The organism is Cryobacterium sp. TS_SC_7 (assembly GCF_056156285.1).
The window spans coordinates 718,341-742,224 of record NZ_CM149589.1; the positions used below are offsets into that span (position 1 = coordinate 718,341).

15 protein-coding genes and 1 tRNA gene are annotated in these 23,884 nt (G+C 66.5%); 2 read left to right on the top strand and 14 right to left on the bottom strand.

Annotation, left to right across the window (positions count from 1 at the left end):
* Positions 1 to 16: 16 nt before the first annotated feature.
* The 7 genes from uvrA to polA form a co-directional block, all read right to left on the bottom strand.
* Positions 17 to 2,884 carry an excinuclease ABC subunit UvrA gene (uvrA, locus tag AC0J5J_RS03340; RefSeq protein WP_241972615.1) on the bottom strand — a complete coding sequence of 956 codons (2,868 nt, stop codon included), beginning with the start codon at positions 2,882 to 2,884 and terminating at the stop codon, positions 17 to 19.
* 103 nt (positions 2,885 to 2,987) lie between these two features.
* Positions 2,988 to 5,051 carry an excinuclease ABC subunit UvrB gene (gene uvrB / locus AC0J5J_RS03345; RefSeq protein ID WP_134423527.1) on the bottom strand — a complete coding sequence of 688 codons (2,064 nt, stop codon included), beginning with the start codon at positions 5,049 to 5,051 and terminating at the stop codon, positions 2,988 to 2,990.
* A 10-nt stretch (positions 5,052 to 5,061) separates the two neighbouring features.
* Entirely contained in the window at positions 5,062 to 5,691 is a 630-nt protein-coding gene (gene coaE, locus AC0J5J_RS03350; RefSeq protein WP_134423529.1) for a dephospho-CoA kinase, read from the bottom strand.
* Positions 5,692 to 5,818: 127 nt separating this feature from the next.
* Positions 5,819 to 6,352, bottom strand: a complete 534-nt coding sequence (locus AC0J5J_RS03355) for a hypothetical protein (protein ID WP_134423531.1) — start codon at positions 6,350 to 6,352, stop codon at positions 5,819 to 5,821.
* 162 nt (positions 6,353 to 6,514) lie between these two features.
* The gene (rpsA, locus tag AC0J5J_RS03360; protein ID WP_134423533.1) at positions 6,515 to 7,972 is read right to left on the bottom strand and encodes a 30S ribosomal protein S1; all 1,458 of its coding nucleotides are present in this window, start codon (positions 7,970 to 7,972) and stop codon (positions 6,515 to 6,517) included.
* Between the two features lie 179 nt (positions 7,973 to 8,151).
* Positions 8,152 to 9,828 carry a DUF885 domain-containing protein gene (locus AC0J5J_RS03365; protein WP_474899495.1) on the bottom strand — a complete coding sequence of 559 codons (1,677 nt, stop codon included), beginning with the start codon at positions 9,826 to 9,828 and terminating at the stop codon, positions 8,152 to 8,154.
* 76 nt (positions 9,829 to 9,904) lie between these two features.
* On the bottom strand, positions 9,905 to 12,601 hold the full coding sequence (gene polA / locus AC0J5J_RS03370) for a DNA polymerase I (RefSeq protein WP_474899497.1): 2,697 nt from the start codon (positions 12,599 to 12,601) through the stop codon (positions 9,905 to 9,907).
* Positions 12,602 to 12,657: 56 nt separating this feature from the next.
* On the opposite strand from polA, the gene AC0J5J_RS03375 reads away from it, so the two are divergent.
* Positions 12,658 to 13,089, top strand: a complete 432-nt coding sequence (locus AC0J5J_RS03375; protein ID WP_134423539.1) for a hotdog fold thioesterase — start codon at positions 12,658 to 12,660, stop codon at positions 13,087 to 13,089.
* A gap of 64 nt (positions 13,090 to 13,153) precedes the next feature.
* Here the strand turns inward: AC0J5J_RS03375 and AC0J5J_RS03380 are convergent, their stop codons facing one another.
* Positions 13,154 to 13,759, bottom strand: a complete 606-nt coding sequence (locus tag AC0J5J_RS03380) for an ANTAR domain-containing response regulator (protein ID WP_134423541.1) — start codon at positions 13,757 to 13,759, stop codon at positions 13,154 to 13,156.
* 38 nt (positions 13,760 to 13,797) lie between these two features.
* Here AC0J5J_RS03380 and AC0J5J_RS03385 point away from each other — a divergent pair.
* Positions 13,798 to 13,883 (top strand) — tRNA-Leu (locus AC0J5J_RS03385).
* Positions 13,884 to 13,945: 62 nt separating this feature from the next.
* On the opposite strand, the gene AC0J5J_RS03390 is transcribed toward AC0J5J_RS03385, so the two are convergent.
* The 6 genes from AC0J5J_RS03390 to gltB form a co-directional block, all read right to left on the bottom strand.
* Positions 13,946 to 14,428, bottom strand: coding sequence for a hypothetical protein (locus AC0J5J_RS03390; protein ID WP_474899499.1), 483 nt, complete (start codon positions 14,426 to 14,428; stop codon positions 13,946 to 13,948).
* The gene (locus AC0J5J_RS03395; RefSeq protein ID WP_474899501.1) at positions 14,421 to 15,467 is read right to left on the bottom strand and encodes a DUF6545 domain-containing protein; all 1,047 of its coding nucleotides are present in this window, start codon (positions 15,465 to 15,467) and stop codon (positions 14,421 to 14,423) included. The genes AC0J5J_RS03390 and AC0J5J_RS03395 overlap by 8 nt, the downstream gene beginning before the upstream one ends.
* Positions 15,467 to 16,060, bottom strand: a complete 594-nt coding sequence (locus AC0J5J_RS03400; RefSeq protein WP_474899502.1) for a hypothetical protein — start codon at positions 16,058 to 16,060, stop codon at positions 15,467 to 15,469. The genes AC0J5J_RS03395 and AC0J5J_RS03400 overlap by 1 nt, the downstream gene beginning before the upstream one ends.
* Before the next feature lie 238 nt (positions 16,061 to 16,298).
* Positions 16,299 to 17,744, bottom strand: a complete 1,446-nt coding sequence (gene pyk / locus AC0J5J_RS03405) for a pyruvate kinase (RefSeq protein WP_134423549.1) — start codon at positions 17,742 to 17,744, stop codon at positions 16,299 to 16,301.
* 110 nt (positions 17,745 to 17,854) lie between these two features.
* Positions 17,855 to 19,312: a glutamate synthase subunit beta gene (locus AC0J5J_RS03410; RefSeq protein ID WP_134423551.1), complete on the bottom strand. Its 1,458-nt coding sequence runs from the start codon at positions 19,310 to 19,312 to the stop codon at positions 17,855 to 17,857.
* A complete protein-coding gene (gene gltB / locus AC0J5J_RS03415; protein WP_474899504.1) occupies positions 19,305 to 23,882 on the bottom strand; it encodes a glutamate synthase large subunit in 4,578 nt (1,525 codons plus the stop codon). The genes AC0J5J_RS03410 and gltB overlap by 8 nt, the downstream gene beginning before the upstream one ends.
* Between the last annotated feature and the right edge of the window lie 2 nt (positions 23,883 to 23,884).

The window sequence follows — 23,884 nt, forward strand, 5'->3', positions numbered from 1 at the left end:
TGGTTTAACGGCGCGGTCAGTGCGCCGCCAGGATCTCCTTCAGGAACATGCCGGTGTGGCTCTTCTTCACGGTGGCGACGTGCTCGGGCGTGCCGGTGGCCAGCACGCGACCGCCACCGGAGCCACCCTCGGGGCCGAGATCGATCACCCAGTCGGCGGACTTGATCACGTCGAGGTTGTGCTCGATCACGATCACCGTGTTGCCCTTGTCGACGAGGCTGTTCAGCACGAGCAGCAGTTTGCGCACATCTTCGAAGTGCAGGCCGGTCGTCGGCTCGTCGAGCACGTAGACGCTGCGGCCGTTGGAACGGCGCTGCAGTTCGGTGGCGAGTTTGACGCGCTGCGCCTCGCCGCCGGACAGGGTCGTGGCACTTTGGCCGAGCCGAACGTAGCCGAGGCCGACCTCGACGAGGGTGTTCAGGAACCGGTGAATGGAGGAGATGGCCTCGAAGAACTCGGCGGCCTCGCTGATGGGCATGTCCAGCACCTCGGCGATGCTCTTGCCCTTGTAGTGGACGGTCAGGGTGTCGCGGTTGTAACGCGCTCCCCCGCAGACCTCGCAGGCGACGTAGACGTCGGGCAGGAAGTTCATCTCGATCTTGATCGTGCCGTCGCCGGAGCAGGCTTCGCAGCGCCCGCCCTTGACGTTGAAACTGAACCGGCCGGGCAGGTAGCCGCGCGCCTTGGCCTCGATCGTCTCGGAGAACAGGGTTCGGATCTTGTCGAAGACGCCGGTGTAGGTGGCCGGGTTGGAGCGCGGGGTGCGACCGATCGGGGCCTGATCGACGTGGATCACCTTGTCGAGCTGGTCGAGCCCGGTGACGCGGGTGTGCCGGCCGGGGAGTTTGCGGGCGCCGTTGAGCCGGTTGGCGAGCACCCGGTACAGGATGTCGTTGACGAGTGACGATTTGCCGGATCCGCTGACGCCGGTCACGGCCGTGAACGTGCCGAGCGGGAAGCTGACCGACACCTTCTTGAGGTTGTTGGCTTCCGCCCCGATGACCGAGATCTCGCGGGCTGGGTCGATCGCGCGCCGGGTGGCCGGGGTCGGGATCGACTTGCGGCCGGCCAGATAGTCGCCGGTGAGAGACTCCGTGTTGGTGAGCAGGTCGGCGTACGAGCCGGAGTGCACCACGTGGCCCCCATTGACGCCGGCCCCCGGACCGATGTCGACGACCCAGTCGGCCATCTTGATGGTGTCCTCATCGTGTTCGACCACGATCAGGGTGTTGCCCAGGTCGCGCAGGGCGACGAGGGTCTCAATCAGCCGCCGGTTGTCACGCTGGTGCAAGCCGATGCTCGGTTCGTCGAGCACGTACAGCACGCCGGTCAGCCCCGAGCCGATCTGGGTGGCCAAACGGATGCGCTGCGCCTCGCCGCCGGACAGGGTCGCCGCGGCCCGCGCCAGGTTGAGGTAGTTGAGGCCGACGCGGATCAGGAAGTCCAGGCGCGCCTTGATCTCGCGCAACACCTGCGCGGCGATGACGGCCTCCCGGTCGGTCAGCTCGAGCTTGTTCATGAAACCGCGGGCGTCGGTGAGGCTGAGGTTGCACACATCCGCGATGCTGGACCCGTGCACCAGCACCGCGAGGACCTCGGGCTTGAGACGGGTGCCCGAGCAGACCGGGCAGTCCACCTCGCGAAGGTATTCGCCCCACCGGGCGCGCTGGGTGTCGGACTCGGCCTGCAGGTACTGGCGTTCGATGTAGGGCACGACGCCCTCGAAGCCGGAGGTGTAACTCATCTCCCGGCCGTACCGGTTCTTCCACTTCACCTTGACCTCGAAGTTGTCGCCGCGCAGCACGGCGTCCTGCACTTCGGAGGGCAGTTCGCCCCACGGGGTGTCGAGGGAGAAGTCCAGGTCGCGGGCGAGCCCGTCGAGAAGCTTCTCGTAGTACTGGAACAGGCCCTTGCCCTGGGTGGTCCACGGCAGCACGACGCCATCCGCGATGCTCAGTTCCGGGTCGCCGAGCAGCAGTTCCGCGTCGACGGACATGCGGGTGCCGAGCCCGGAGCACTCCGGGCACGCGCCGAAGGGCGCGTTGAAGGAGAACGTGCGCGGCTCGATCTCGGTCAGCTGAACCGGGTGGTTGTTGGGGCAGGAGAGCTTCTCCGAGTAGCTCTGCCAGGCCTCGTCGCCCTCCTGGTCGACGTAGTTGATCTGCACGACGCCGTCGGTCAGCTTGAGGGCCGTCTCGAGCGAGTCGGTCAGCCGGCTGAGCAGGTCGGGGCCCGCGACCAGGCGGTCGATGACCACGGAGATATCGTGCTTGAGCTGCTTCTTCAAAACGGGCGGCTCGTTGAGCTGGATCTGGTTGCCGTCCACAATGGCACGCGAATACCCGCTCGCCGCCAACTCCTTGAACAGGTCGACGAACTCGCCCTTCTTCTGGGTCACCACCGGGCTGAGCACCTGGTAGCGGATGCCCTCGCCCAGTTCCATCAGCTGGTCGGCGATCTGCTGCACCGTCTGAGCCTGGATGATCTCCCCGCACACCGCGCAGTGCGGTACGCCGATGCGCGCCCAGAGCAGGCGCATGTAGTCGTAGACCTCGGTGATGGTACCCACGGTCGAGCGCGGATTGCGGTTGGTCGACCTCTGGTCGATGGAGACGGCGGGGCTCAATCCCTCGATGAAGTCCACGTCGGGCCGGTCCACCTGGCCGAGGAATTGGCGGGCATACGCGGACAGGGACTCGACGTAGCGCCGTTGCCCCTCCGCGAAGATCGTGTCGAACGCAAGCGAGGACTTGCCCGAACCGGACAACCCCGTGAATACGACGAGGGAATCGCGCGGGATCTCGAGGTCGACGTTGTGCAGGTTATGCACGCGCGCGCCGCGGACGCTGAGTTTTGAGCCGGTCTCTATCTGGGAAATTGACACCATCCGAGTCTATGCAGTGCCACCGACCCGAACCCTCCAAACCGGCACGCCCTGAGCGAACACATGTTCGAGGTTCACTGGTTGTTTCGGGTTCAGGTCGGGATCAGATGTGCCCGGCCTTCTCCATCTGGCGCAGCTCCCGCTTCAACTCGGACACCTCGTCGCGAAGCCGGGCGGCGAGCTCGAACTTGAGCTCCCCCGCTGCCTCGAGCATCTGGCCGTTGAGGTCGGCGATGATCGATTCCAGGTCGTTCGCGCCGTTTGCCGCCAGCCCCTGCCGCCGCGGCGTCGGTGCGACGCCCTTACGCCGCGCGTCACGGCCGGCCAGTAACTCGGCGGTGTCGGCCTCTTCGCGGGCGAGCACCTCGGTGATGTCCGCGATGCGTTTCCGGAGCGGGGTCGGGTCGATCCCGTGCAGGGTGTTGTAGGCCACCTGCTTCTCGCGGCGGCGGTCGGTCTCGTCGATCGCGCGCTCCATCGAGGCCGTGAGCCGGTCGGCGTACATGTGCACCTCGCCGGAGACGTTGCGGGCCGCGCGACCGATGGTCTGGATCAGGGACGTCGCCGAACGGAGGAAACCCTCCTTGTCGGCGTCGAGGATGGCCACCAGGGACACCTCGGGCAGGTCCAGCCCCTCCCGCAGCAGGTTGATGCCCACGAGCACGTCGTAGACGCCGGCCCGCAATTCGGTGAGGAGTTCGACGCGGCGGAGGGTGTCGACATCCGAATGGAGGTAGCGCACGCGCACGCCGGCCTCGGTGAGGAAGTCGGTGAGCTCTTCCGCCATCTTCTTGGTGAGGGTGGTGACCAGCACGCGTTCGTTGCGCTCGACGCGCTTGTGGATCTCCTCGAGGAGGTCGTCGATCTGGCCCTTGCTGGGCTTCACGATGATCTGCGGGTCGATCAGACCGGTGGGGCGGATGATCTGCTCCACGATGCCGTCGGCGATCCCCATCTCGTATTTGCCGGGCGTAGCGGACAGGTAGACGGTCTGCCCGACCCGGCCCTTGAACTCGGAGAACTTGAGCGGCCGGTTGTCCAGGGCGCTGGGCAGCCGGAATCCGTGGTCGACGAGCGTGCGCTTACGGGACGAGTCGCCCTCGTACATGGCGCCGATCTGAGGCACCGTGACGTGGGACTCGTCGATGACCATCAGGAAGTCATCCGGGAAGTAGTCGAGCAGGCAGTGCGGCGCCTCCCCCGGTTGGCGAGCATCGATGTGACGGGAGTAGTTCTCGATGCCGGAGCAGAAGCCGATCTGCTCCATCATCTCCAGGTCGAAGTTCGTGCGCATCCGCAGACGCTGGGCCTCGAGCAGTTTGCCCTCGCGTTCGAGCTGCACAAGCCGCTCGTCGAGCTCTTCCTGGATGGTGCCCATCGCCCGTTGCATGACGTCGGTACTGGCCACGTAGTGCGATCCGGGGAACACGGCGACGGAGTCGAGTTTCTTCACGATGTCGCCGGTGAGCGGATGCAGACTGTAGAGCGCCTCGATCTCGTCGCCGAACATCTCGATGCGGATGGCGAGTTCTTCGTACATCGGGATGATCTCGATGGTGTCGCCGCGCACCCGGAAGTGACCGCGGGAGAAGTCGATGTCGTTGCGCTGGTACTGCATGGCCACGAACTTGCGGATCAGCCAGTCCCGGTTGACCTGCTGGCCCACCTGCAGGGCGACCATGGCCTCGAGGTACCCCTCGGGTGTGCCGAGGCCGTAGATGCAGGAGACGGTGGAGACCACGATGACGTCACGCCGACTGAGAAGAGAGTTCGTGGTGGAGTGCCGCAGCCGCTCGACCTCCGCGTTGATCGAGGAGTCCTTCTCGATGAAGGTGTCGGTCTGGGGCACGTAGGCCTCGGGCTGGTAGTAGTCGTAGTACGACACGAAGTACTCGACGGCGTTGTTGGGCATCAGTTCACGGAATTCGTTCACGAGCTGAGCCGCGAGGGTCTTGTTGTGGGCCAGCACCAGGGTGGGGCGCTGCACCTGCTCGATCAGCCAGGCGGTGGTCGCGGACTTGCCCGTTCCGGTGGCGCCGAGCAACACGATATCGGTCTCGCCGGCGTTGATCCGGCCGGCCAGCTCGGCGATGGCGGTGGGCTGGTCACCGCTGGGTGTGTACTCGCTCACCACCTCGAACGGATTGACAGAGCGCGTGGGTTCCATAGGCTCCAGTCTACGGAGCGCCTCTGACACTGCGCTGCTCGCGCTGTGCGTTCACCCGGTCCCACAGCAGGTCGACCTGTTCCTGGGTCTGCGGGAGGGTGCCCCCCGTGTCGATGACGACGTCCGCGACCTGGAGACGCTCGGTGTCGCTGGCTTGCGAGCGGATTCTGCGTTCCGCCTCGCCGGCGTCCATTCCCCGCAACTCCACCATGCGGCGCACCCGGGTCTGTTCGTCGGCCTGGGTGACCACGACGAGGTCGAACGGATGGTCGACGCCGGCTTCCACGAGGAGGGGGACGTCGTAGACGACGATCGCGTTCGGGTCCTCCTCTTCCGCGGCGTGGATCAACGCGTTCGAGAGCGCCCGCACCTCCGGGTGCACAATGGCGTTGAGACGCTCCCGGGCGTGGGGGTCGCGGAACACGATCGCGCCCAGTGCCGGCCGGTTCAAGCTGCCGTCGGGCAACAGGACCGAGTCACCGAAGGCATCCGCGATCTTCACCAGCCCCGGCGTGCCGGGTTCCACGGCCACTCGGGCCAGGTGGTCCGCGTCGATGTGCACCGCGCCGCGCCGCACGAGCCGTCGGGCGACGGTGCTTTTTCCGGATGCGATCCCGCCGGTCAGTCCAATCAGATACACGCAGCAATGCTAACGGGCCGGGTGCGGCTTCACGACGTGTCCGCACATGTCGCCCGTGCGGACAACTGTTGCCCGCACACCGGCGACAGTTGTCCGCACGGGCAACAGTTGCAACGGGGCGAGGGAGTCAGCGGCCGGGATTGCCCGTGCAATCGACTGTTTCCGGGGTGAGTAGCCCCTCGTTGTAGGCCGAGTCCCGGGCTACGATCCGCCCGCCGAAACCCAGAACGCAGCCGAGCGCCCCCGGCGTGGAGCTCGTCGCCGTGAACGTCCAGGGTCCACCGCTGACGTCCGCGACGCAGGCGTAGGCGAGAACGGTGGCAACCGGCCCGAAGACGGTCACACTTCGAGTGGGAGTGCCGCCGGACTGCGTGAACGCCGTGTAGGTGACGGCCACCGGCGTCGTGGCGTCGTCGGAAAGCACCGTGTAGCTCGTGGCCGGAAGCTCGGTATCCGCGCTGGTGCAATCGCCCGGCCGGGCGGACGCAGACGGTGCGGGTGCGGGCGTCGGTGACGGCGACGGGGAGCTTGTCGGCGACCCGCTCGGGGTGACCTGCGGTGCCGCGGACGATGCCTGCGTTGTCGACGGGCCGGCCCCTGCGCACCCGCCCAGGAGCAGCACGATCGCAAGTGGCGCAAGGAGCAGATGCAGGCGAGTCATTTTCGCATTCTACGATCCAGCGGGTCCTCGGCAATCCCCGACCCTCGCACCCCGGGGCAACCGACCTTGTCCACGCAGAAAGGCCGGTCCCGAGGGACCGGCCTTTCGTTGTGCGGTGGAGCCAGTTACTAGGTGGAGCCAGTTACTAGGTGGAGCCAGTTACTAGTTGGAGCTGGAGAGCTTCTCGCGCAGTGCTGCGAGGGCCTCGTCGTCCGCGAGGGTGCCGGCGCCGGCCGTCTCGCTCGAGAAGGTGTTGCCTGCGGCGGACGGGACATCGCCGACGGCGGTGATCTCGTCGTTCGCGGAAGCAACCTGCTTCTTGTGGGCTTCCCAGCGAGCCTGGGCTGCAGCGTAGTCCTGCTCCCACTTCTCGCGCTGGGTTTCGAAGCCTTCGCGCCACTCGTTGGTCTCCGGGTCGAAGCCCTCGGGGTACTTGTAGTTGCCCTGGTCGTCGTACTCGGTGAGCATTCCGTAGAGTGCCGGGTCGAACTCGGTGCCCTCGGGGTCGACACCATCGTTGGCCTGCTTGAGGCTCAGCGAGATGCGGCGACGCTCGAGATCGATGTCGATGACCTTGACGAAGACCTCGTCGCCGACCGCAACGACCTGCTCGGCGAGCTCGACGTGCTTGCCGGAGAGCTCGGAGATGTGGACGAGTCCCTCGATGCCCTCGGCAACGCGAACGAACGCGCCGAACGGAACGAGCTTGGTGACCTTACCCGGTGCAACCTGGCCGATGGCGTGGGTGCGGGCGAAGACCTGCCACGGGTCTTCCTGCGTGGCCTTGAGGGAGAGCGACACGCGCTCGCGCTCGAGGTCGACCTCGAGGATCTCGACGGTGACTTCCTGGCCAACCTCGACGACCTCGCTGGCGTGCTCGATGTGCTTCCAGCTGAGTTCGGAGACGTGAACCAGACCGTCAACGCCACCCAGGTCGACGAACGCACCGAAGTTGACGATCGACGAGACGACGCCCTTGCGGACCTGTCCCTTCTGGAGGTTGTTGAGGAACGTGGTGCGGCTCTCGGACTGAGTCTGCTCGAGCAGCGCACGACGGGACAGCACAACGTTGTTGCGGTTCTTGTCGAGTTCGAGGATCTTGGCCTCGATCTCCTGGCCCAGGTACGGGGTCAGGTCGCGAACACGGCGCAGCTCGATGAGCGACGCCGGCAGGAAGCCACGAAGTCCGATGTCCACGATGAGGCCACCCTTGACAACCTCGATGACCGAACCGGTGACAACGCCATCCGATTCCTTGATCTTCTCGACGTCGCCCCATGCACGCTCGTACTGAGCGCGCTTCTTGGACAGGATGAGACGGCCTTCTTTGTCTTCCTTCTGAAGGACGAGGGCCTCAACCAGGTCGCCGACCTTGACGACCTCGGAGGGGTCAACGTCGTGCTTGATGGAAAGTTCGCGGGAGGGAATGACACCCTCGGTCTTGTAGCCCACGTCGAGGAGAACCTCGTCGCGGTCGATCTTCACGACGGTGCCCTCGATGAGGTCTCCGTCGTTGAAGAATTTCAGAGTCTTTTCGACCGCGGCAAGAAAGTCTTCAGCAGATCCAATGTCGTTGATGGCGACCTGCTTGGGTGCCCGTTCGGTCGTTGCGATTGTCATGTAGTAGTTGCTCCAGGATGGACATCGATAGGGCCACACACGGAGGTGAATCTCGTTCTCGTGCACCGGTGCGGCAACGGATAGTTCGTCACAAACGTGACAGTCAAGCTTAGCGGTTTGCGGGAGGGCCCGGCAACTCTCCGGCCTCACCCCGAATCTACGCCGACCTGTCCCGAACGCTACCCGAGCATCGCCGCCCGGAGGGTGTCCAGGCCGACCCCGCCGAGGTCGAGCGCCTTGCGGTGGAACTCCTTGATCGAGAACGCGTCGCCCTCGCGTGCCGCGTAGGTGTCACGCAGTTCTTCCCAGATCCGCTGGCCCACCTTGTACGAGGGTGCCTGTCCCGGCCAGCCGAGATAGCGGTTCACCTCGAACGAGACGAAGGCGGCGTTCATGTTCACGTTCTGGCCGAGGAAATCGAAGGCGTAGTCGGCGGTCCAGGGCCCGGAGCCGTCGGGCCGCTGCTTCTCGAGGTGCACTCCGATGTCGAGAACGACGCGCGCGGCGCGCATCCGTTGTCCGTCCAACATGCCGAGGCGGTCCGCCGGGTCGTCGAGGTAGCCGAGCTGTTCCATCAGTCGTTCGGCGTAGAGGGCCCATCCCTCGGCGTGGCCGGAGGTGCCGGCGAGCTGCCGGCGCCAGGTGTTGAGCTTCGCGCGGTTGTAGACGGCCTGGCCGATCTGCAGGTGATGGCCGGGGATGCCCTCGTGGTAGACGGTGGTGAGTTCCCGCCAGGTGTCGAATTCGGTGATCCCAACCGGCACCGACCACCACATCCGGCCCGGACGGGAGAAGTCATCTGTGGGCCCGGTGTAGTAGATGCCGCCCTCCTGGGTGGGGGCGATCATGCACTCGAGACGCTTGATCTCGTCGGGGATGTCGAACTGGGTCTCGGAGAGCTCGGCGACGGCGCGGTCGCTGGTCTCCTGCATCCATTTCTGCAGGGCGTCGGTGCCGTGCAGTTTGCGGCGGGGGTCGGTGTCGAGGAAGGCGATCGCCTCGAGCACGCTCGCGCCGGGCTTGATCTGGTCGGCGATGCTCTCCTGTTCGGCGGTCATGCGGGCCAGTTCCTCCACACCCCACTCGTACGTTTCGTCGAGGTCGATGGTCGCACCGAGGAAACGTCGCGACTGCAGGGCGTAGAGGTCGCGGCCGATGGCGTCTCGGGTGGGAGCCCTGCCCTCGAGCTCGGTGCCGAGAAAGTCGGCCAGAGCGCCGTACGCGGCGGCCGCAGCACGCGCCCGGGTGCCGAGATCCGTGGCCAGAGAGGCCGGCAGTGAGCCAGCCTCGGGGCTGGCGTTGGCGGCGAACTCGGCGAAGAAGCCGTCGTTGCCGGCGTGGCGCCGAGCCTGCAGAATGACCTCCCGCACCTGGCGGCGGGCAGGCATGCTGCCGCGCTCGATGCCGAGGCGGAGGGTCTGGATGTACCCGTCGATGGCCGCGGGCAGGGCGCGCAGCCGGGCGGAGACGGTGTCCCAGTCCGCGACCGTGGCGGTGGGCATGAGGTCGAAGATGTCGCGGATGCCCTGGGCCGGCGAGGCGATCACGTTCAGGTCGCGCAGAGGCAGGCCTGCCTCGGCGCTCTCGACGTCGAGGGCGAGGGAGCTGCGCAGATCCGTGCGAGTGACCACGTCGACGTCGTCCACCGTCTGGGCGGCGTCGAGGCGGACGATGAAGGAGCGGGCCGCGTCGACACTGCGCTCCACGCCGTCCGGCGAGTAGTCGCCGAAACGTCCGTCCGCCTCGGTGCGGCCGATGTAGGTGCCCACCGTCGGGTCGAGGCCGACCAGTGTGTCCACCCAATCCTCGGCGATCCGGTCGATCGCCGTGGGGGTGCGCTGAGTGTCGGTTGTCATGTCCCGAGCCTAGAACACGCCACCGACCGCACCGGGAGCCCGGGCCCCCGCATTCGGGAGGCCGGGCCGGCGAGGTCTAGTGGGCCGCGGCATCCCAGTTGTCGCCGCGCCCGACCTGCACGTCGAGTGGCACCAGCAGGTCCGCGGCGGTCTCCATCTGGTGCGTCACGAGCTGGCGCAGGGCGTCCCACTCTCCCGTGGCCACCTCGAAGATCAGTTCGTCGTGCACCTGCAGCAGCATCCGCGACTCCAGGCCCCCCTCGGCCAGGTCCTCGGCGATCCCATTCATCGCGATCTTCATGATGTCGGCCGCCGAGCCCTGGATCGGCGCGTTCAGGGCCGCACGCTCGGCGTTCTCCCGCACCATCCGGTTCGCGCTGTGCAGTTCGGGGAACGGGCGGCGACGGCCGAAGATGGTGGCCGTGTAGCCGTCCATCTTCGCCTGCTCGACCACGTTGCGCAGGTAGTCGCGCACGGCGCCGAAGCGCGCGAAATAGTCGGTGATCAGCTGCTTGGCTTCCTTCGTGTCGATCCGCAGCTGCCGGGACAGCCCGAAGGCGCTCAGTCCATACGCAAGGCCGTAGGACATGGCCTTGACCTTGGAACGCATCTCGTTCGTGACGTCCTCCGGGGCAACCCCGAACACGCTCGCCCCGACGAACCGGTGCAGGTCCTCTCCGGCGTTGAAAGCCTCGATCAGGCCAGGGTCCCCGGAGAGGTGCGCCATGATGCGCATCTCGATCTGCGAGTAGTCGGCGGTGAGCAGGCATTCGGCCCCGTTTCCGGCGCGGAAGGCGGCACGGATGCGACGCCCCTCCTCGGTACGCACGGGGATGTTCTGCAGGTTGGGGTCGGTGGAGGAGATCCGCCCGGTGGCCGTTCCGATCTGCACGTAGGTGGTGTGGATGCGGCCCGTCTCGTCGACGGCCTTGTCCAGCGTCTCCACGATCTGGCGCAGCTTGGTGGCGTCGCGGTGCTGCAGCAGCATGTCCAGGAACGGATGCGGGTTGCTGGCCTGCAGGTCGGCGAGGGCCCCGGCATCCGTGGAGAACCCGGTCTTGTTCGCCCGGGTCTTGGGCATGCCGAGCTGGTCGAACAGCACCTCCTGCAGCTGCTTGGGTGAGCCGAGGTTCACCTCGCGGCCGATCTCCGCGTAGGCGCCGGCCGCCAGCCCGGCGGCGCGCTCACCCAGCTGGGCGGACAGGGCGGACAGCTGCTCGTGCGACACGGCCACGCCGGCCAGTTCCATGTCGGCCAGGGCCAGCAGGGTGGGCATCTCGATGGCGGTGAGGACTTCGCGCGACCCGTCGTCGAGCAGTGCGTCGATGGCGGCGGCGACGCGGACGGTGTACCAGGATTCCACCGGCACGCCTCCGGCCTCGTTCTCCTCCGGGATCAGCTGGTTGGGATCGCTGACTGGAAGGGTCTCGTCGAGGTAGCGCGTGACGAGGGAGGCGAGGGTCTTGTCCGGCACCCCCGGACGCAGCAGCCAGGCCGCGACCAGGGTGTCGAACACCAGGCCGGAAAAGGGCAGGTTGCTGCGCCGAAGAGCCTTGATCTGACTCTTGGCATCGTGCATGATCTTGGGTGCATCACTGGCCAGCCAGGCCTCGAACGCAAGGTAATCGGCACGTCCGGGCTGCCAGGGCAGGCTGACGGACTCGGAAGGGCCGGACAGGCCGAAGCCGATGGCCCGCCCGTCCTGCACCTCCACGCACAGTCCGATCCCCTGCGGGCAGGTGGCTCCGACACGGGCGATCCAGGCACCCAATTCCTCGTCGAGCAGGTCCTGGGCGAGCGGAGCCTGGGGGGCGGCCACGACGGCCACCTCGGCAACCGCTGCGGCTGAACCCGCAACGCCGCCCGGGGCGTCACCGCCGCCGGCGCCCTCGAGCTTGATCACCCTCTCGAGCAGGGTGCGGAACTCGAGCCGGCCGAACACATCGCGCACGGCCGGTTCGTCGATGGCGCGCCGGATGAGTTCGGGAAGTTCCACCGGGAGGTCGAGGTCGGTGACCAGGTGGTTGAGGCGGCGGTTGCGGATCGCGTTCTCTTTCTGCTCGCGCAGGTTGTTGCCGACGACGCCCTTGATCTCGTCCGCGTGTTCGAGGATCCCGTCGAGGCTGCCGTAGAGGCCGAGCCACTTCACGGCTGTCTTCTCCCCCACCTTGGAGATGCCGATCAGGTTGTCGCTGGTCTCGCCGACCAGGGCCGCGACATCCGGGTACTGGGCCGGCTCGATGCCGTACTTCTCCTTCACCCGGGCCGGGTCGTACCGGGTGAGTGCCGAGACTCCCTGGCTGGCCGGGTAGAGCAGGGTCACGTTCTCGTTGACCAGCTGGATCGTGTCCCGGTCCCCGGAGACCACCAGGACGTGGAAACCCTCCTGGTTGCCGCGCACGGACAGGGTGGCCAGGATGTCGTCGGCTTCGTAGTCTTCCTTGGTCAGCGTCGTGATGTTCATCGCGGCCAGGGCCTCCTGCAGGAGCGGCACCTGCCCGATGAACTCGCTCGGCGTGCTGGCCCGCGTGCCCTTGTAGTCGGCGTATTCGCGGGTGCGGAAGGAGAACCGCGAGATGTCGAAGGCCACGGCGATATGCGTGGGCTTCTCATTGCGCAGCAGGCTGAGCAGCATGGACAGGAAGCCGTGGATGGCGTTGGTGTGCTGCCCGTCGTGGGTCTGGAAACTGTCCACGGGGAGGGCATGGAACGCCCGGTAGGCCAGGGAATGGCCGTCGATGATCATCAGGGTAGGCTTTTCGAAATCTGACACAGAGACAGCCTACAAGCGTCATCCGATGCGGGCCGGTGCAGCGACCGAAGGTGAATATGATCCAGCAGACAACGGATGCCCTTGAGTGGCTCCACCAGCGGGGAGCCGGCTCCCTGGCCGAAAAGATGGGAATCGAATTCGTCGAGTTCACCATTGAACGGGCTGTCGCGCGCATGCCGGTCGAGGGCAACACGCAGCCCGCGATGCTGCTGCACGGCGGCGCCTATGTGGTCCTCGGCGAGTCGCTCGGCTCGATGGCGGCCAATCTGCATGCCGGCCCTGGGCGCCTGGCGGTGGGGATCGAGATCAACGCCACGCACACCCGGTCGGCGACGTCGGGCTTCGTCACGGGTGTGTGCACCCCGGTGCACCTGGGCCGGACCCTGACGACCCACGAGATCGCCGTCACGGACGATCAGGGCCGACGCTGCTCGACGATCCGGATCACGAATCTGATCAAGGACCTGCCGAACCGCCCGCAGTCTTAAACGAAAGGCCGAGCAGACCGCCGGGAGGCGGGTCTGCTCGGCCGATGACGACGGAGTGCTGGTGCTACTTCTTGGCGCTCAGCTGCTCGATGATCGCCTGAGCGACGTCGTGCATGGTGAGCCGGCGGTCCATGGACGCCTTCTGGATCCACCGGAACGCCTCGGGTTCGGTGAGCCCCATCTTCTCGTTCAGCAGCCCCTTGGCCCGGTCGACGAGCTTGCGGGTCTCGAAGCGCTCGACCAGGTCGGCCACCTCGGCCTCGAGGGTGATGATCTGGCTGTAGCGCGACAGGGCGATCTCGATGGCGGGCAGCAGGTCGTTCGGAGTGAACGGCTTGACCACGTAGGCCAGCGCGCCGGCCTCTGTCGCCCGCTCGACGAGCTCCTTCTGGCTGAACGCGGTGAGCAGCACGACGGGGGCGATGTGCGCCTTGGTGATGCGCTCGGCTGCGGAGATGCCGTCGAGCTGAGGCATCTTGACGTCCATGATGACCAGGTCGGGCCGCAGCTCGGTGGCGAGGGCGACAGCGGTTTCTCCGTCGCCGGCTTCGCCGACCACCTCGAACCCGGCATCGCGGAGGATTTCGACGATGTCGAGGCGGATCAGGGACTCGTCCTCGGCAACGACAACGCGGCGAGGAGGTACTGGGGTTGAATCTTGGTCGGTCACGGCTCAAAGCCTACGGTATTCTGATGCAGGTGTTGTGAGCCGGTGTGGCGGAATGGCAGACGCGGAGCACTCAAAATGCTTTGTTCGAAAGGACGTGTGGGTTCGAGTCCCACCACCGGTACCAACACCTCGTTTAGAAAATCCCTGTTCAAAGGGGTTTCCCCAGTCTCGGGGATCCCTCGGGGATCAGCTGTCGGCTTGCTGAAGCGTGGTGTCGCCGCCCTGCATGTCTTCTTCCAACAGGGCCGTGATCGACCGCAGCGTTTCCGGTGAGACATCGCCGAGAGTGCGTGCCGCGAAGCTGACGACGCGCCTGGCGCGCAGGCTCCTCACGAATGCGAGCTGGGAATCGACGCGCTCCGGCAGGTCGTCGTCGGATCCGAGCAGGTATTCCGGCGGAATGCGGAAGAACTCGCCGATGCCGGTGAGCAGGTCGACGTCGGTGACGAGCGGCCCGTCCCCCGTGATCATGTACGCCCAGCGGGCACGGGAGAGGGACAGTCCGCGGTCCTGAAGCCCGGCTGCGATCTGCTTGTAGGTGTGCGGCGTATTCCCCTCGGCGACGACCACGTCGAGCAGAAGGTTCAATTTACGTGCCAGCTCCCGCTGAGGGCTGATCGTTCGGTCGGTCACTGACGAGGCTTCGGCGTCCACTCGGGGATCACTCATGATTATTCGGTCCGCTCGAGATTCTCTGTTGTGTGACGCTGACGGGGGAAGCGAAGGCGGGAGGCCGGGTGCGCACGTGGTCCTCGACCTGCTCGATCAGCCTTTGTTCGCCCGCAGACAGGTGCTGGCCGGGCTCGAGGAGCATGCTGTCCCGGATCTCGACATAGCGCCGGTACAGGTGGGCGCCGGGGCTCCGCACGACGAGAAGGCCGGGCCGGGACAGGTGGCGCTCAATGCTGAGCTCCGGGGACCCGGCCAGGACGCGTTCCCACAGCGGGGTGACCCGCCAGAGCAGCCGCCGGTCCTGAACCGCGTTCCCGGTGAACCGGATCGAATCGACCGCTGCGGTCAGACTCAATCCGACAGCGAGGCTGATCAGGGCCCCGAGCAACGAAAGCTGATACAGGAACAGGAGCCACCCCGAGAACACGAAGGAACCCAGGGTCAGCGATGCGGCGGCGCTGCCCAGGCTGATCATCGTGTAGACCAGAATCCAGAAGCAGCCGAACACCAGAGACCCGAGTGCGATCCGCGTGACGGTACGGCGCTGAGTGCGCCGATCGCTCAGGCACGCGACGGCCACCGATACGGAGAAGAAAGCCATCGTGATCCAGGTGGACGCGGCGTACAGGGCATAGTCGACCCGTGACAGGAAGGGCTGTCGGATGTCATCTGTCAGGTGCCAGTCGCCGCCGAAGAACAGAATGGCCTGCACGAGAATTATCGACCCGGCGAACACGGCAGTGGCCCGCATTCGTCGAGGAGTCAGTCCGTGGGGTGCGATGGCCTCCTGCACGAGGTTGCTGACGAGCGCCACGGAGATGATCGCGGTCGCGTGGAAGATGAAGTACGTGACGTGAACGCCGCCGATGAGAGGGTCGATCCGGTAGTACACGACATCCGGCTGGAGGGTGAGCGTCGTGGCGAGGGCGCTGAGCACCCAGAACAACAATCGGCGCTGTCCACGCACGAAGGAGGGGACACAGACCGCGACAGCGACCCAGAGGACGACCGACACGGTCACGAGGATGACCTGCATCACAGCACCCGCCCGAAGCCGGTGCGTGGGCCGTTGGCCGCGTCTGCGCTGTCGCGCAGCATGATCAGGGCCAGCCGGTCACCGATCGCCTCAGCCAGGGCCTCCTGCTCGTCGGTGAAGTTACTGCGGGACAACGCATAGGCAATGGAATCGAGCGGGATGAGCGGCGCGAGCATCGCCACCCGTTCCGCCGGTACGAGCACGGTGTCGTGCCGGAGGATCATGTGCCCGAACTCATGGTTGATGAACTGCTGCCGGTGAACCGCCGAGTCGGTCGGTGCATGGTGGATGCGCTCGAAGTTCTCCCCCGCCACCGCGATCCACAGGCCGCAGACGCCGGATTCGAGAAGCCGAGGACTCGCAGCGCGAATGACGATCGGCTTGCCGCGCAGGCCCTCCATGTGGCGATGGAGTGTCACCGCCGTCAACGGAGAGGGCAGGGCGAGGGCATCCACGAGCTCGCGCGCCCGCTCCCTGCGTGTTTCGTAGCTCAGGCTGGATTCCCCACTCGACGGCGCCAGCACCCCCTTCGGGGGCATGGGGCGAACGTTAGACATGTCCAACAGGTGATAACGTGAACCCTGATCGAACATGTCTACGCTACCGGGTCGGGGGACCTGCGCAAGCCAGAAGACGATCGGTCATGCTCCATCGCGGAGTGTACGCGCACAGCCTCATGGGCGGCACCGAAGGGGAACAGGGTGCCGCCCGGGGGCGGTGGGTACGAGCGGCAGGTCCGCGCGGTGGGTCCGCTGGTCTCCAGCCTGCGCCGGGTACGAGAAAGCCCCGCCCTCCGTGATTCACGGATGGCGGGGCTTTTCCGGGCCGAGGCTAGCTCTTGGCGTAGGCCGGGTGAACTTCATTGTGGGCATCGCCGACGCGGTGCACACGGATGTCGTTCGTGGAACCGGCGATTCCGGGAGGGGAACCGCTGATGACGACGACCTTGTCACCGAGCTGGGCCAGACCCTGGCCGAGCAGGATGTCATCGACCTGACCGAACATGGCGTCCGTGTGGGTGACACGGTCGACCAGGTACGTCTGGATGCCCCAGGTGAGGGCCAGGCGCCGACGGATGCCGGCCTCCGGGGTGAAGGCCAGCATGGGGATCTTCGAGCGCAGGCGGGACATCCGTCGGGCCGAGTCACCGGACTCCGTGAAGATGCAGAGGAACTTCGCCTCGACGAACTCGGCGACCTCGATGGCGGCGAGGGTGATCGCGCCACCCTGGGTGCGCGGCTTGTTCGTCAGCGGAGCAATGCGCTCCAGACCGTGGTCCTCGGTCGACGCGACAATGCGCGCCATCGTCTGGACCGTCACGACGGGGTATTCGCCGACGCTGGTCTCGCCACTGAGCATGACCGCGTCCGCACCGTCGAGCACGGCGTTGGCGACGTCGGACGTCTCCGCGCGAGTCGGGACCGGGCTGTGGATCATGGACTCGAGCATCTGCGTCGCCACGATGACCGGCTTGGCCATGCGGCGCGCCAGCTCCACGGCGTGCTTCTGCACGATCGGAACGGCCTCGAGGGGCAGTTCGACGCCCAGGTCGCCACGAGCGACCATGATGGCGTCGAACGCGTCGACGATTCCCTCAAGGTTCTCGACGGCCTGCGGCTTCTCGATCTTGGCGATCACGGGAACGCGACGGCCTTCTTCTTCCATGATTTCGTGCACGCGGGTGATGTCGGCGGCGTCGCGAACGAACGACAGGGCAATCAGGTCCGTGCCGAGGCGGAGGCCCCAGCGCAGGTCTGACTCGTCCTTCTCGGACAGGGCCGGCACATTCACGGCAACGCCGGGAAGGTTGATGCCCTTGTTGTTCGAGACGGGGCCGGCGACGATGACCGTGGTCGTCACGACGGTGTCGTTCGTGGCGACAACCTCGACCTTGACCTTGCCGTCGTCGATCAGCAGGAAGTCGCCCGGCTTGACGTCCTGGGGCAGGCCCTTGTACGTCGTACCGGAGATCTCCTTGGTGCCGAGGATTTCTTCCGTGGTGATCTTAAAAATGTCTCCGACGGCCAGGTCGTAAGGGCCGCCCTCGAACTTGCCGAGACGGATCTTCGGTCCCTGCAGGTCGACCATGACGGCGACGGCGCGACCGGAATCGTTCGCCGCTTTGCGTACATTCGCATAAACACCCTCGTGGACTTGGTAGTCCCCATGGCTGAGGTTCATCCGGCAAACGTCGACTCCGGCATCGATGAGGGCTCGGATCTGGTCGTAGCTGGAAGCTGCCGGCCCGAGGGTGGCAACAATTTTGGCGCGTCTCATGCTGAAAAAGCTCCGGTTTCCGCGCTGTATTGGCGCATGTTCACTGTTGATGGGTGGGAGACCACGAGGTGGTGGATCTCTTGGAATTGAATCACTGGATCAGCGACCAATCAGATTGCGAAGGCATGATCGGTCGGCTTGACCGGTGCAGGCAGTTGCGTCTCGCCTTCGAGGAATTTGTCGACTGCTGCCGCGGCAGCACGGCCCTCGGCGATCGCCCAGACGATGAGCGACTGGCCACGGCCGGCATCACCAGCCACAAACACGCCCTCGTGACTGGTCTGGTAATTAACGTCACGCTCGACATTACTCCGCCCATCGACCGGCACGTGCAGCTGTTCGGTCAGCTCGCGCGACTCGGGACCGGTGAAACCCATGGCCAGGAGCACCAGGTCCGCGGGGATCTCCCGCTCCGTGCCTGCCTTCGGCACGCGGCGTCCGTCCAGGAACTCGGTTTCCGCCACGCGAATGGCGCGCACCTCGCCGGCCTCGTTGGCCAGGAATTCGACCGTCGACACCAGGAATTCCCGGTTGCCACCCTCCTCGTGGGCGCTCGACACCTCGAACAGGGTGGGTGACAACGGCCAGGGCTGGTGCTCGGGTCGTTCGGTTCCGGGCTGACGCCCGATGGCGAGATTGGTGACGGATGCCGCGGACTGGCGGTGCGCCGTTCCGATGCAGTCCGCGCCGGTGTCGCCGCCGCCGAGCACGACCACGTGCTTGCCCTCCGCGGTGATCTGCTGGTCCACCGTGTCGCCGGCACCGACCCTGTTCTGCTGCACCAGGTATTCCATGGCGAAGTGCACGCCGGGCAGGTCACGCCCGGGGATAGGCAGGTCGCGGGGAACCATGGCGCCCGTGGCGACCACAACGGCGTCGTAGCGGGCCCGGAGGTCGTCCCAGGTGATGTCCTCACCGATCGTGACGCCCGCCCGGAAGCGGGTGCCCTCGGCGGTCATCTGGGCCAGCCGGGTCTCGAGGTGCTTCTTCTCCATCTTGAAGTCGGGGATGCCGTAACGCAGCAGTCCGCCGATCCGGTCGTCCCGTTCAAAGACGGCGACCGTGTGACCGGCCCGGGTGAGCTGCTGGGCGGCCGCGAGGCCGGCCGGCCCCGAGCCGACCACGGCGACGGTCTTGCCGGTCAAGCGCCCCGGGGGCTGGGGCTGCACCCATCCGTTGGCGAACGCCTGGTCGATGATCGAGACCTCGACCTGTTTGATGGTGACCGCCGGCTGGCTGATGCCGAGCACGCAGGCCGATTCGCACGGCGCCGGGCACAGACGGCCGGTGAACTCCGGGAAGTTGTTGGTGGAGTGCAGCCGTTCGATCGCCTGCCGCCCTTCGCCGCGCCAGGTGAGGTCATTCCATTCCGGGATGATGTTGCCCAGAGGGCAACCCTGCTGGCAGAACGGCACACCGCAGTCCATGCAGCGGCCGGCCTGGCGCTTCAGCATGGCGGAGTCGCGCTGTTCGTAGACCTCTTTCCAGTCCATCAGGCGCACGGACACGGGACGGCGGGGCGGGAGCTCCCGCTCCGTCGTCTTCAGGAATCCCTTCGGATCAGCCATTGGTTGCCTCCAAGATGCGGTTCCAGACGACGACGCCGTCGGGGTCGAGCCCCTCCGTGACGGCGGTCTGCCTGGTTGCCAGGACGGCCGCGTAGTCGCGCGGCAGTACCTTGACGAAAGTGGACATGGTGGTGTCGAGATCGTCCAGCAGCCGGGCCGCCAGGGCGGACTCGGTCTGGTCCCGATGCTGTTCGAGCAGGTCGCGCACGATCTCGCGATCCGCGCTGCCGAGCGGCAGCAGCGTGAGCTCGCCGGAATCGAGGGCCTGACGGTTGACGTTCTCGGTGCTGAGCCCGTAGACGTAGGCGGTTCCACCCGACATGCCGGCCCCGAGGTTGCGCCCGGTGCCGCCCAGGATGACAGCCAGTCCCCCGGTCATGTACTCGAGGGCGTGGTCGCCGACACCCTCCACCACGGCAGTGGCGCCGGAGTTGCGCACCAGGAAGCGTTCGCCCACGATGCCGCGGATGAACATGCTGCCCTGCGTGGCGCCGTATCCGATCACGTTGCCGGCGATCACGTTCTGCTCCGCCTTGAACAGGCTGCCTCGGTCGGGTCGCACGGTGATCTGGCCGCCCGAGAGCCCCTTGCCGACATAGTCGTTGGAGTCGCCCTCCAGCCGCAGGATGATCCCGCTGGGCAGGAACGCGCCGAAGGACTGGCCGGCGCTTCCCGTGAGGGTGACGTCGATGGAGCCGGACGGCAGGCCGTTCTCGCCGTGACGAACGGTGACCTCGTGCCCGAGCATGGTGCCCACGGCGCGTTCGGTGTTGCGGATGGGCAGCGACATGGTGATCTGGCCACCGTGCTCCAGAACACTGGCGCTCTGGCGGATCAGTTCGTTGTCGAAGTGAAGGTCGAGCTCGTGTTCCTGCGCCCGCCCGGATTGACGGGGTTCGCCCGCGGAGAAGTCCGGGCCGACCAGGATCGGCGACAGGTCGAGGCCTGAGGCCTTCCAGTGCGTCAGGGCACCGTTGACGTCGAGCACCTCACGGTGGCCGATGGCCTCCTCCAGGCTGCGGAACCCGAGTTCAGCGAGATATTCGCGCACCTCCTGGGCGATGAACTCGAAGAAGTTGACCACGTGCTCGGCCTTGCCCGTGAAGCGCTTGCGCAGTTCGGGGTTCTGCGTGGCCACGCCGACCGGGCAGGTGTCCAGATGGCAGACCCGCATCATGACGCAGCCCTCAACGATCAGCGGAGCCGTGGCGAAACCGAACTCCTCCGCGCCGAGCAGGGCGCCGATGATGACGTCGCGACCGGTCTTCAACTGGCCGTCGACCTGCAGCACGACGCGGTCCCGCATCCCGTTCAGCATCAGGGTCTGCTGGGTCTCGGCCAGGCCGAGCTCCCAGGGTGTGCCGGCGTGTTTGAGGGAGTTCAGCGGGCTGGCCCCCGTTCCGCCGTCATGGCCGGAGATCAGGATCACGTCGGACAGCGCCTTGGCCACGCCCGCGGCCACCGCGCCGATCCCCGACTGGCTGACGAGCTTGGTGTGGATGCGCGCGGACGGGTTCGCCCGCTTGAGGTCGAAGATCAGCTGTTTGAGATCTTCGATCGAGTAGATGTCGTGGTGCGGGGGCGGCGAGATCAGGCCGACGCCGGCGGTTGCGTGCCGGGTGCGCGCGATCCACGGGTAGACCTTGGTGGGCGGCAGCTGGCCGCCCTCGCCGGGCTTGGCACCCTGGGCAAGTTTGATCTGGATGTCGTCGGCGTGCGACAGGTACATGCTGGTCACGCCGAACCGTCCGGATGCGACCTGCTTGACCGCGCTGCGCCGCTCCGGGTCGAGCAGACGGTCGAGGTCCTCGCCGCCCTCACCGGTGTTGGACTTGCCTCCGAGGCGGTTCATCGCGATCGCAAGGGTTTCGTGCGCTTCGGCGGAGATGGAACCATAGCTCATCGCGCCCGTCGCGAACCGCTTCACAATGGCGGAGACCGGTTCGACCTCGTCCAGCGGAACGGGGTGCCGCTTGCCGCTGGTGAAGGTGAACATACCGCGCAGGGTCATCAGGCTCGACGCCTGGTCGTCGACGAGCTTGGTGTACTCCCGGAAGATGTCGTACCGACGGGTGCGGGTGGAGTGCTGCAGCCGGAAGATGGTGTCCGGGTTGAACAGGTGCGGTGAGCCGTCGCGGCGCCACTGGTATTCCCCGCCGGTGGCCAGACGCTCGTGGGCGGTGACCGCCGCATCCTCCGGGTAGGCGGCCCGGTGGCGGGCCTCGTTCTCGGTCGCGATGACATCGATGCCGACACCGCCGAGCTTGCTGGTCGTGCCCGTGAAGTACTGGTCGACGAATTCCTGGCTCAGGCCCACAGCTTCGAAGGTCTGCGCGCCCGCATAGGAGGAGACGGTCGAGATGCCCATCTTGGACATGATCTTGAGCACGCCCTTGCCGAGGGCCTTGATCACGTTGTGCACGGCCTGTTCCGGGGTGCCGGTCGTGATGTAGCCGCTGCGCACCAGGTCCTCGCAGGTCTCCATCGCGAGGTACGGGTTGACGGCGGAGGCGCCGTAGCCGATCAGCAGCGCGACGTGGTGAACCTCCCGCACGTCGCCGGCCTCGACTACGATTCCGACCTTCATCCGGTTCTCGGTGCGGATCAGGTGGTGATGCACCGCGGCGATCATCAGCAGCGACGGGATGGGCGCCAGGTCTTTGTTGGAGTCCCGGTCGGACAGGACGAGGAACATCGCGCCGTCCTCGATGGCCGCGTCGGCCTCGGCGCACATCGCGGTGATGCGCGCCGCGAGGGCGTCCGGCCCGTCTTCGAACCGGTAGAGACCGCGGATGGTCGTCGTGGTGCGGCTGCCGGGCGCGGTGTCGATGTGCTGGATCTTGGCCAGCTCGTCATTGTCGATCACGGGGAAGTCGAGCACGACCTGACGGGCGTGCTCGGGGCCTACCGAGAGCAGGTTGCGCTCCGGGCCGAGCCCGAGCTTGAGCGAGGTGACGACCTCCTCGCGGATCGAGTCGAGCGGCGGGTTCGTCACCTGGGCGAACTGCTGGGTGAAATAGTCGAACAGCAGCCGGGGACGTTCGCTGAGCACGGCGATGGGTGTGTCGGACCCCATGGCGCCGAGCGGTTCCCCGCCGAGGCGCGCCATCGGCGCGAGCAGGATCCGCACCTCTTCTTCGGTGTAGCCGAATGTGCGCTGGCGACGAACCACGGATGCCGGCGGGTGCACGATGTGCTCCCGGTCGGGCAGATCCTTGAGGTTGATCCGGCCGGCGTCCAGCCACGTTCCCCACGGCTCGCTGGCGGCAAGGTCGGCCTTGATCTCATCGTCTTCGATCAGGCGGCCGGCGACGGTGTCGACGAGGAACATCTTGCCGGGGCGCAGGCGGCCCTTGCGCACGACGCGACTGGGGTCGATGTCGAGCACGCCGATCTCGCTGGCGAGCACGACGAGGCCGTCGTCGGTGATGAGGTAGCGGCCGGGACGCAGACCGTTGCGGTCGAGGGTGGCACCGACAAGGGAACCGTCCGTGAACACGATCGCGGCCGGACCGTCCCACGGCTCCATCAACATGGAGTGGTACTCGTAGAACGCCCGTCGCTCCTCGTCGAGGTCGGTCTGGTTCTCCCAGGCCTCGGGCACCATCATCATGACGGCGTGCGGGAGGGAGCGCCCGGACAGGCTGAGCAGCTCGACCACCTCGTCGAAGGACGCCGAGTCGCTGCCGCCGGGGGTCACGATGGGCAGGAGCGGGTTCAGGTCCCCGAGCAGCTCGGATTCGAGTTGGGACTGGCGGGCCTGCATCCAGTTGCGGTTTCCCTGCACCGTGTTGATCTCACCGTTGTGGGCGATCATGCGGAACGGCTGGGCGAGCGGCCAGGACGGGAAGGTGTTGGTGGAGTAGCGGGAGTGAACGAGTGCGAGCTTCGAGACGAAGAGCGGGTCGGACAGGTCAGGGTAGAACGGCTCCAGCTGCAGCGTCGTCACCATGCCCTTGTAGACCATGGTGCGGCAGGACAGCGAGGCGAAGTAGATCGCCAGCTCCCGTTCGGCCCGCTTGCGCAGCCGCAGAGCCTGGCGGTCGAGGGCGATGTCGCCGAGCGTCTGACCGTCCTCGGTCGTGCGGCTGCTCTGCACGAAAAGCTGCTGGATGGCCGGCATGGCCGCGCGGGCGAGGTTGCCTACCTCGTCGGGGCGCACGGGGACCTCGCGCCAGCCCAGGACCACCAAACCCTCGTCCTGGGCGATCCGGTTGATCTGGCGCTTGATGGCGCTCCGGGCGGTGGGATCGGTGGGCAGGAACACGTTGCCGACGGCGTACCGGCCCATCTCGGGCAGAGCGAACTCGGTCACCGTCCGCAGGAACTCGTCCGGGATCTGTGTGATGATTCCCGCGCCGTCGCCGGTACCGGCATCCGAGCCGACCGCACCACGGTGCTCGAGGTTGCGCAGCGCATCGAGTGCGAGCGTGATGATGTCATGCCCGGCGGTGCCGCGCAGGGTGGCGACCATGGCCAGGCCACAGGCGTCCCGTTCGTCGGCCGGGTTGTAGAGGCCCTGCGGCTTCGGCACGCTGCTGAAGCGCGAGAAGAGGGGTGTTTGCGGCATTG

Coding starts and splice junctions, on each gene's coding strand:
- AC0J5J_RS03375 (WP_134423539.1), top strand. CDS start 12,658: ATGATCCAGCAGACAACGGATGCCCTTGAGTGGCTCCACCAGCGGGGA.
- pyk (WP_134423549.1), bottom strand. CDS start 17,744: ATGAGACGCGCCAAAATTGTTGCCACCCTCGGGCCGGCAGCTTCCAGC.
- AC0J5J_RS03400 (WP_474899502.1), bottom strand. CDS start 16,060: ATGTTCGATCAGGGTTCACGTTATCACCTGTTGGACATGTCTAACGTT.
- AC0J5J_RS03390 (WP_474899499.1), bottom strand. CDS start 14,428: ATGAGTGATCCCCGAGTGGACGCCGAAGCCTCGTCAGTGACCGACCGA.
- AC0J5J_RS03395 (WP_474899501.1), bottom strand. CDS start 15,467: ATGCAGGTCATCCTCGTGACCGTGTCGGTCGTCCTCTGGGTCGCTGTC.
- uvrB (WP_134423527.1), bottom strand. CDS start 5,051: ATGGAACCCACGCGCTCTGTCAATCCGTTCGAGGTGGTGAGCGAGTAC.
- AC0J5J_RS03355 (WP_134423531.1), bottom strand. CDS start 6,352: ATGACTCGCCTGCATCTGCTCCTTGCGCCACTTGCGATCGTGCTGCTC.
- rpsA (WP_134423533.1), bottom strand. CDS start 7,972: ATGACAATCGCAACGACCGAACGGGCACCCAAGCAGGTCGCCATCAAC.
- AC0J5J_RS03410 (WP_134423551.1), bottom strand. CDS start 19,312: ATGGCTGATCCGAAGGGATTCCTGAAGACGACGGAGCGGGAGCTCCCG.
- AC0J5J_RS03365 (WP_474899495.1), bottom strand. CDS start 9,828: ATGACAACCGACACTCAGCGCACCCCCACGGCGATCGACCGGATCGCC.
- gltB (WP_474899504.1), bottom strand. CDS start 23,882: ATGCCGCAAACACCCCTCTTCTCGCGCTTCAGCAGCGTGCCGAAGCCG.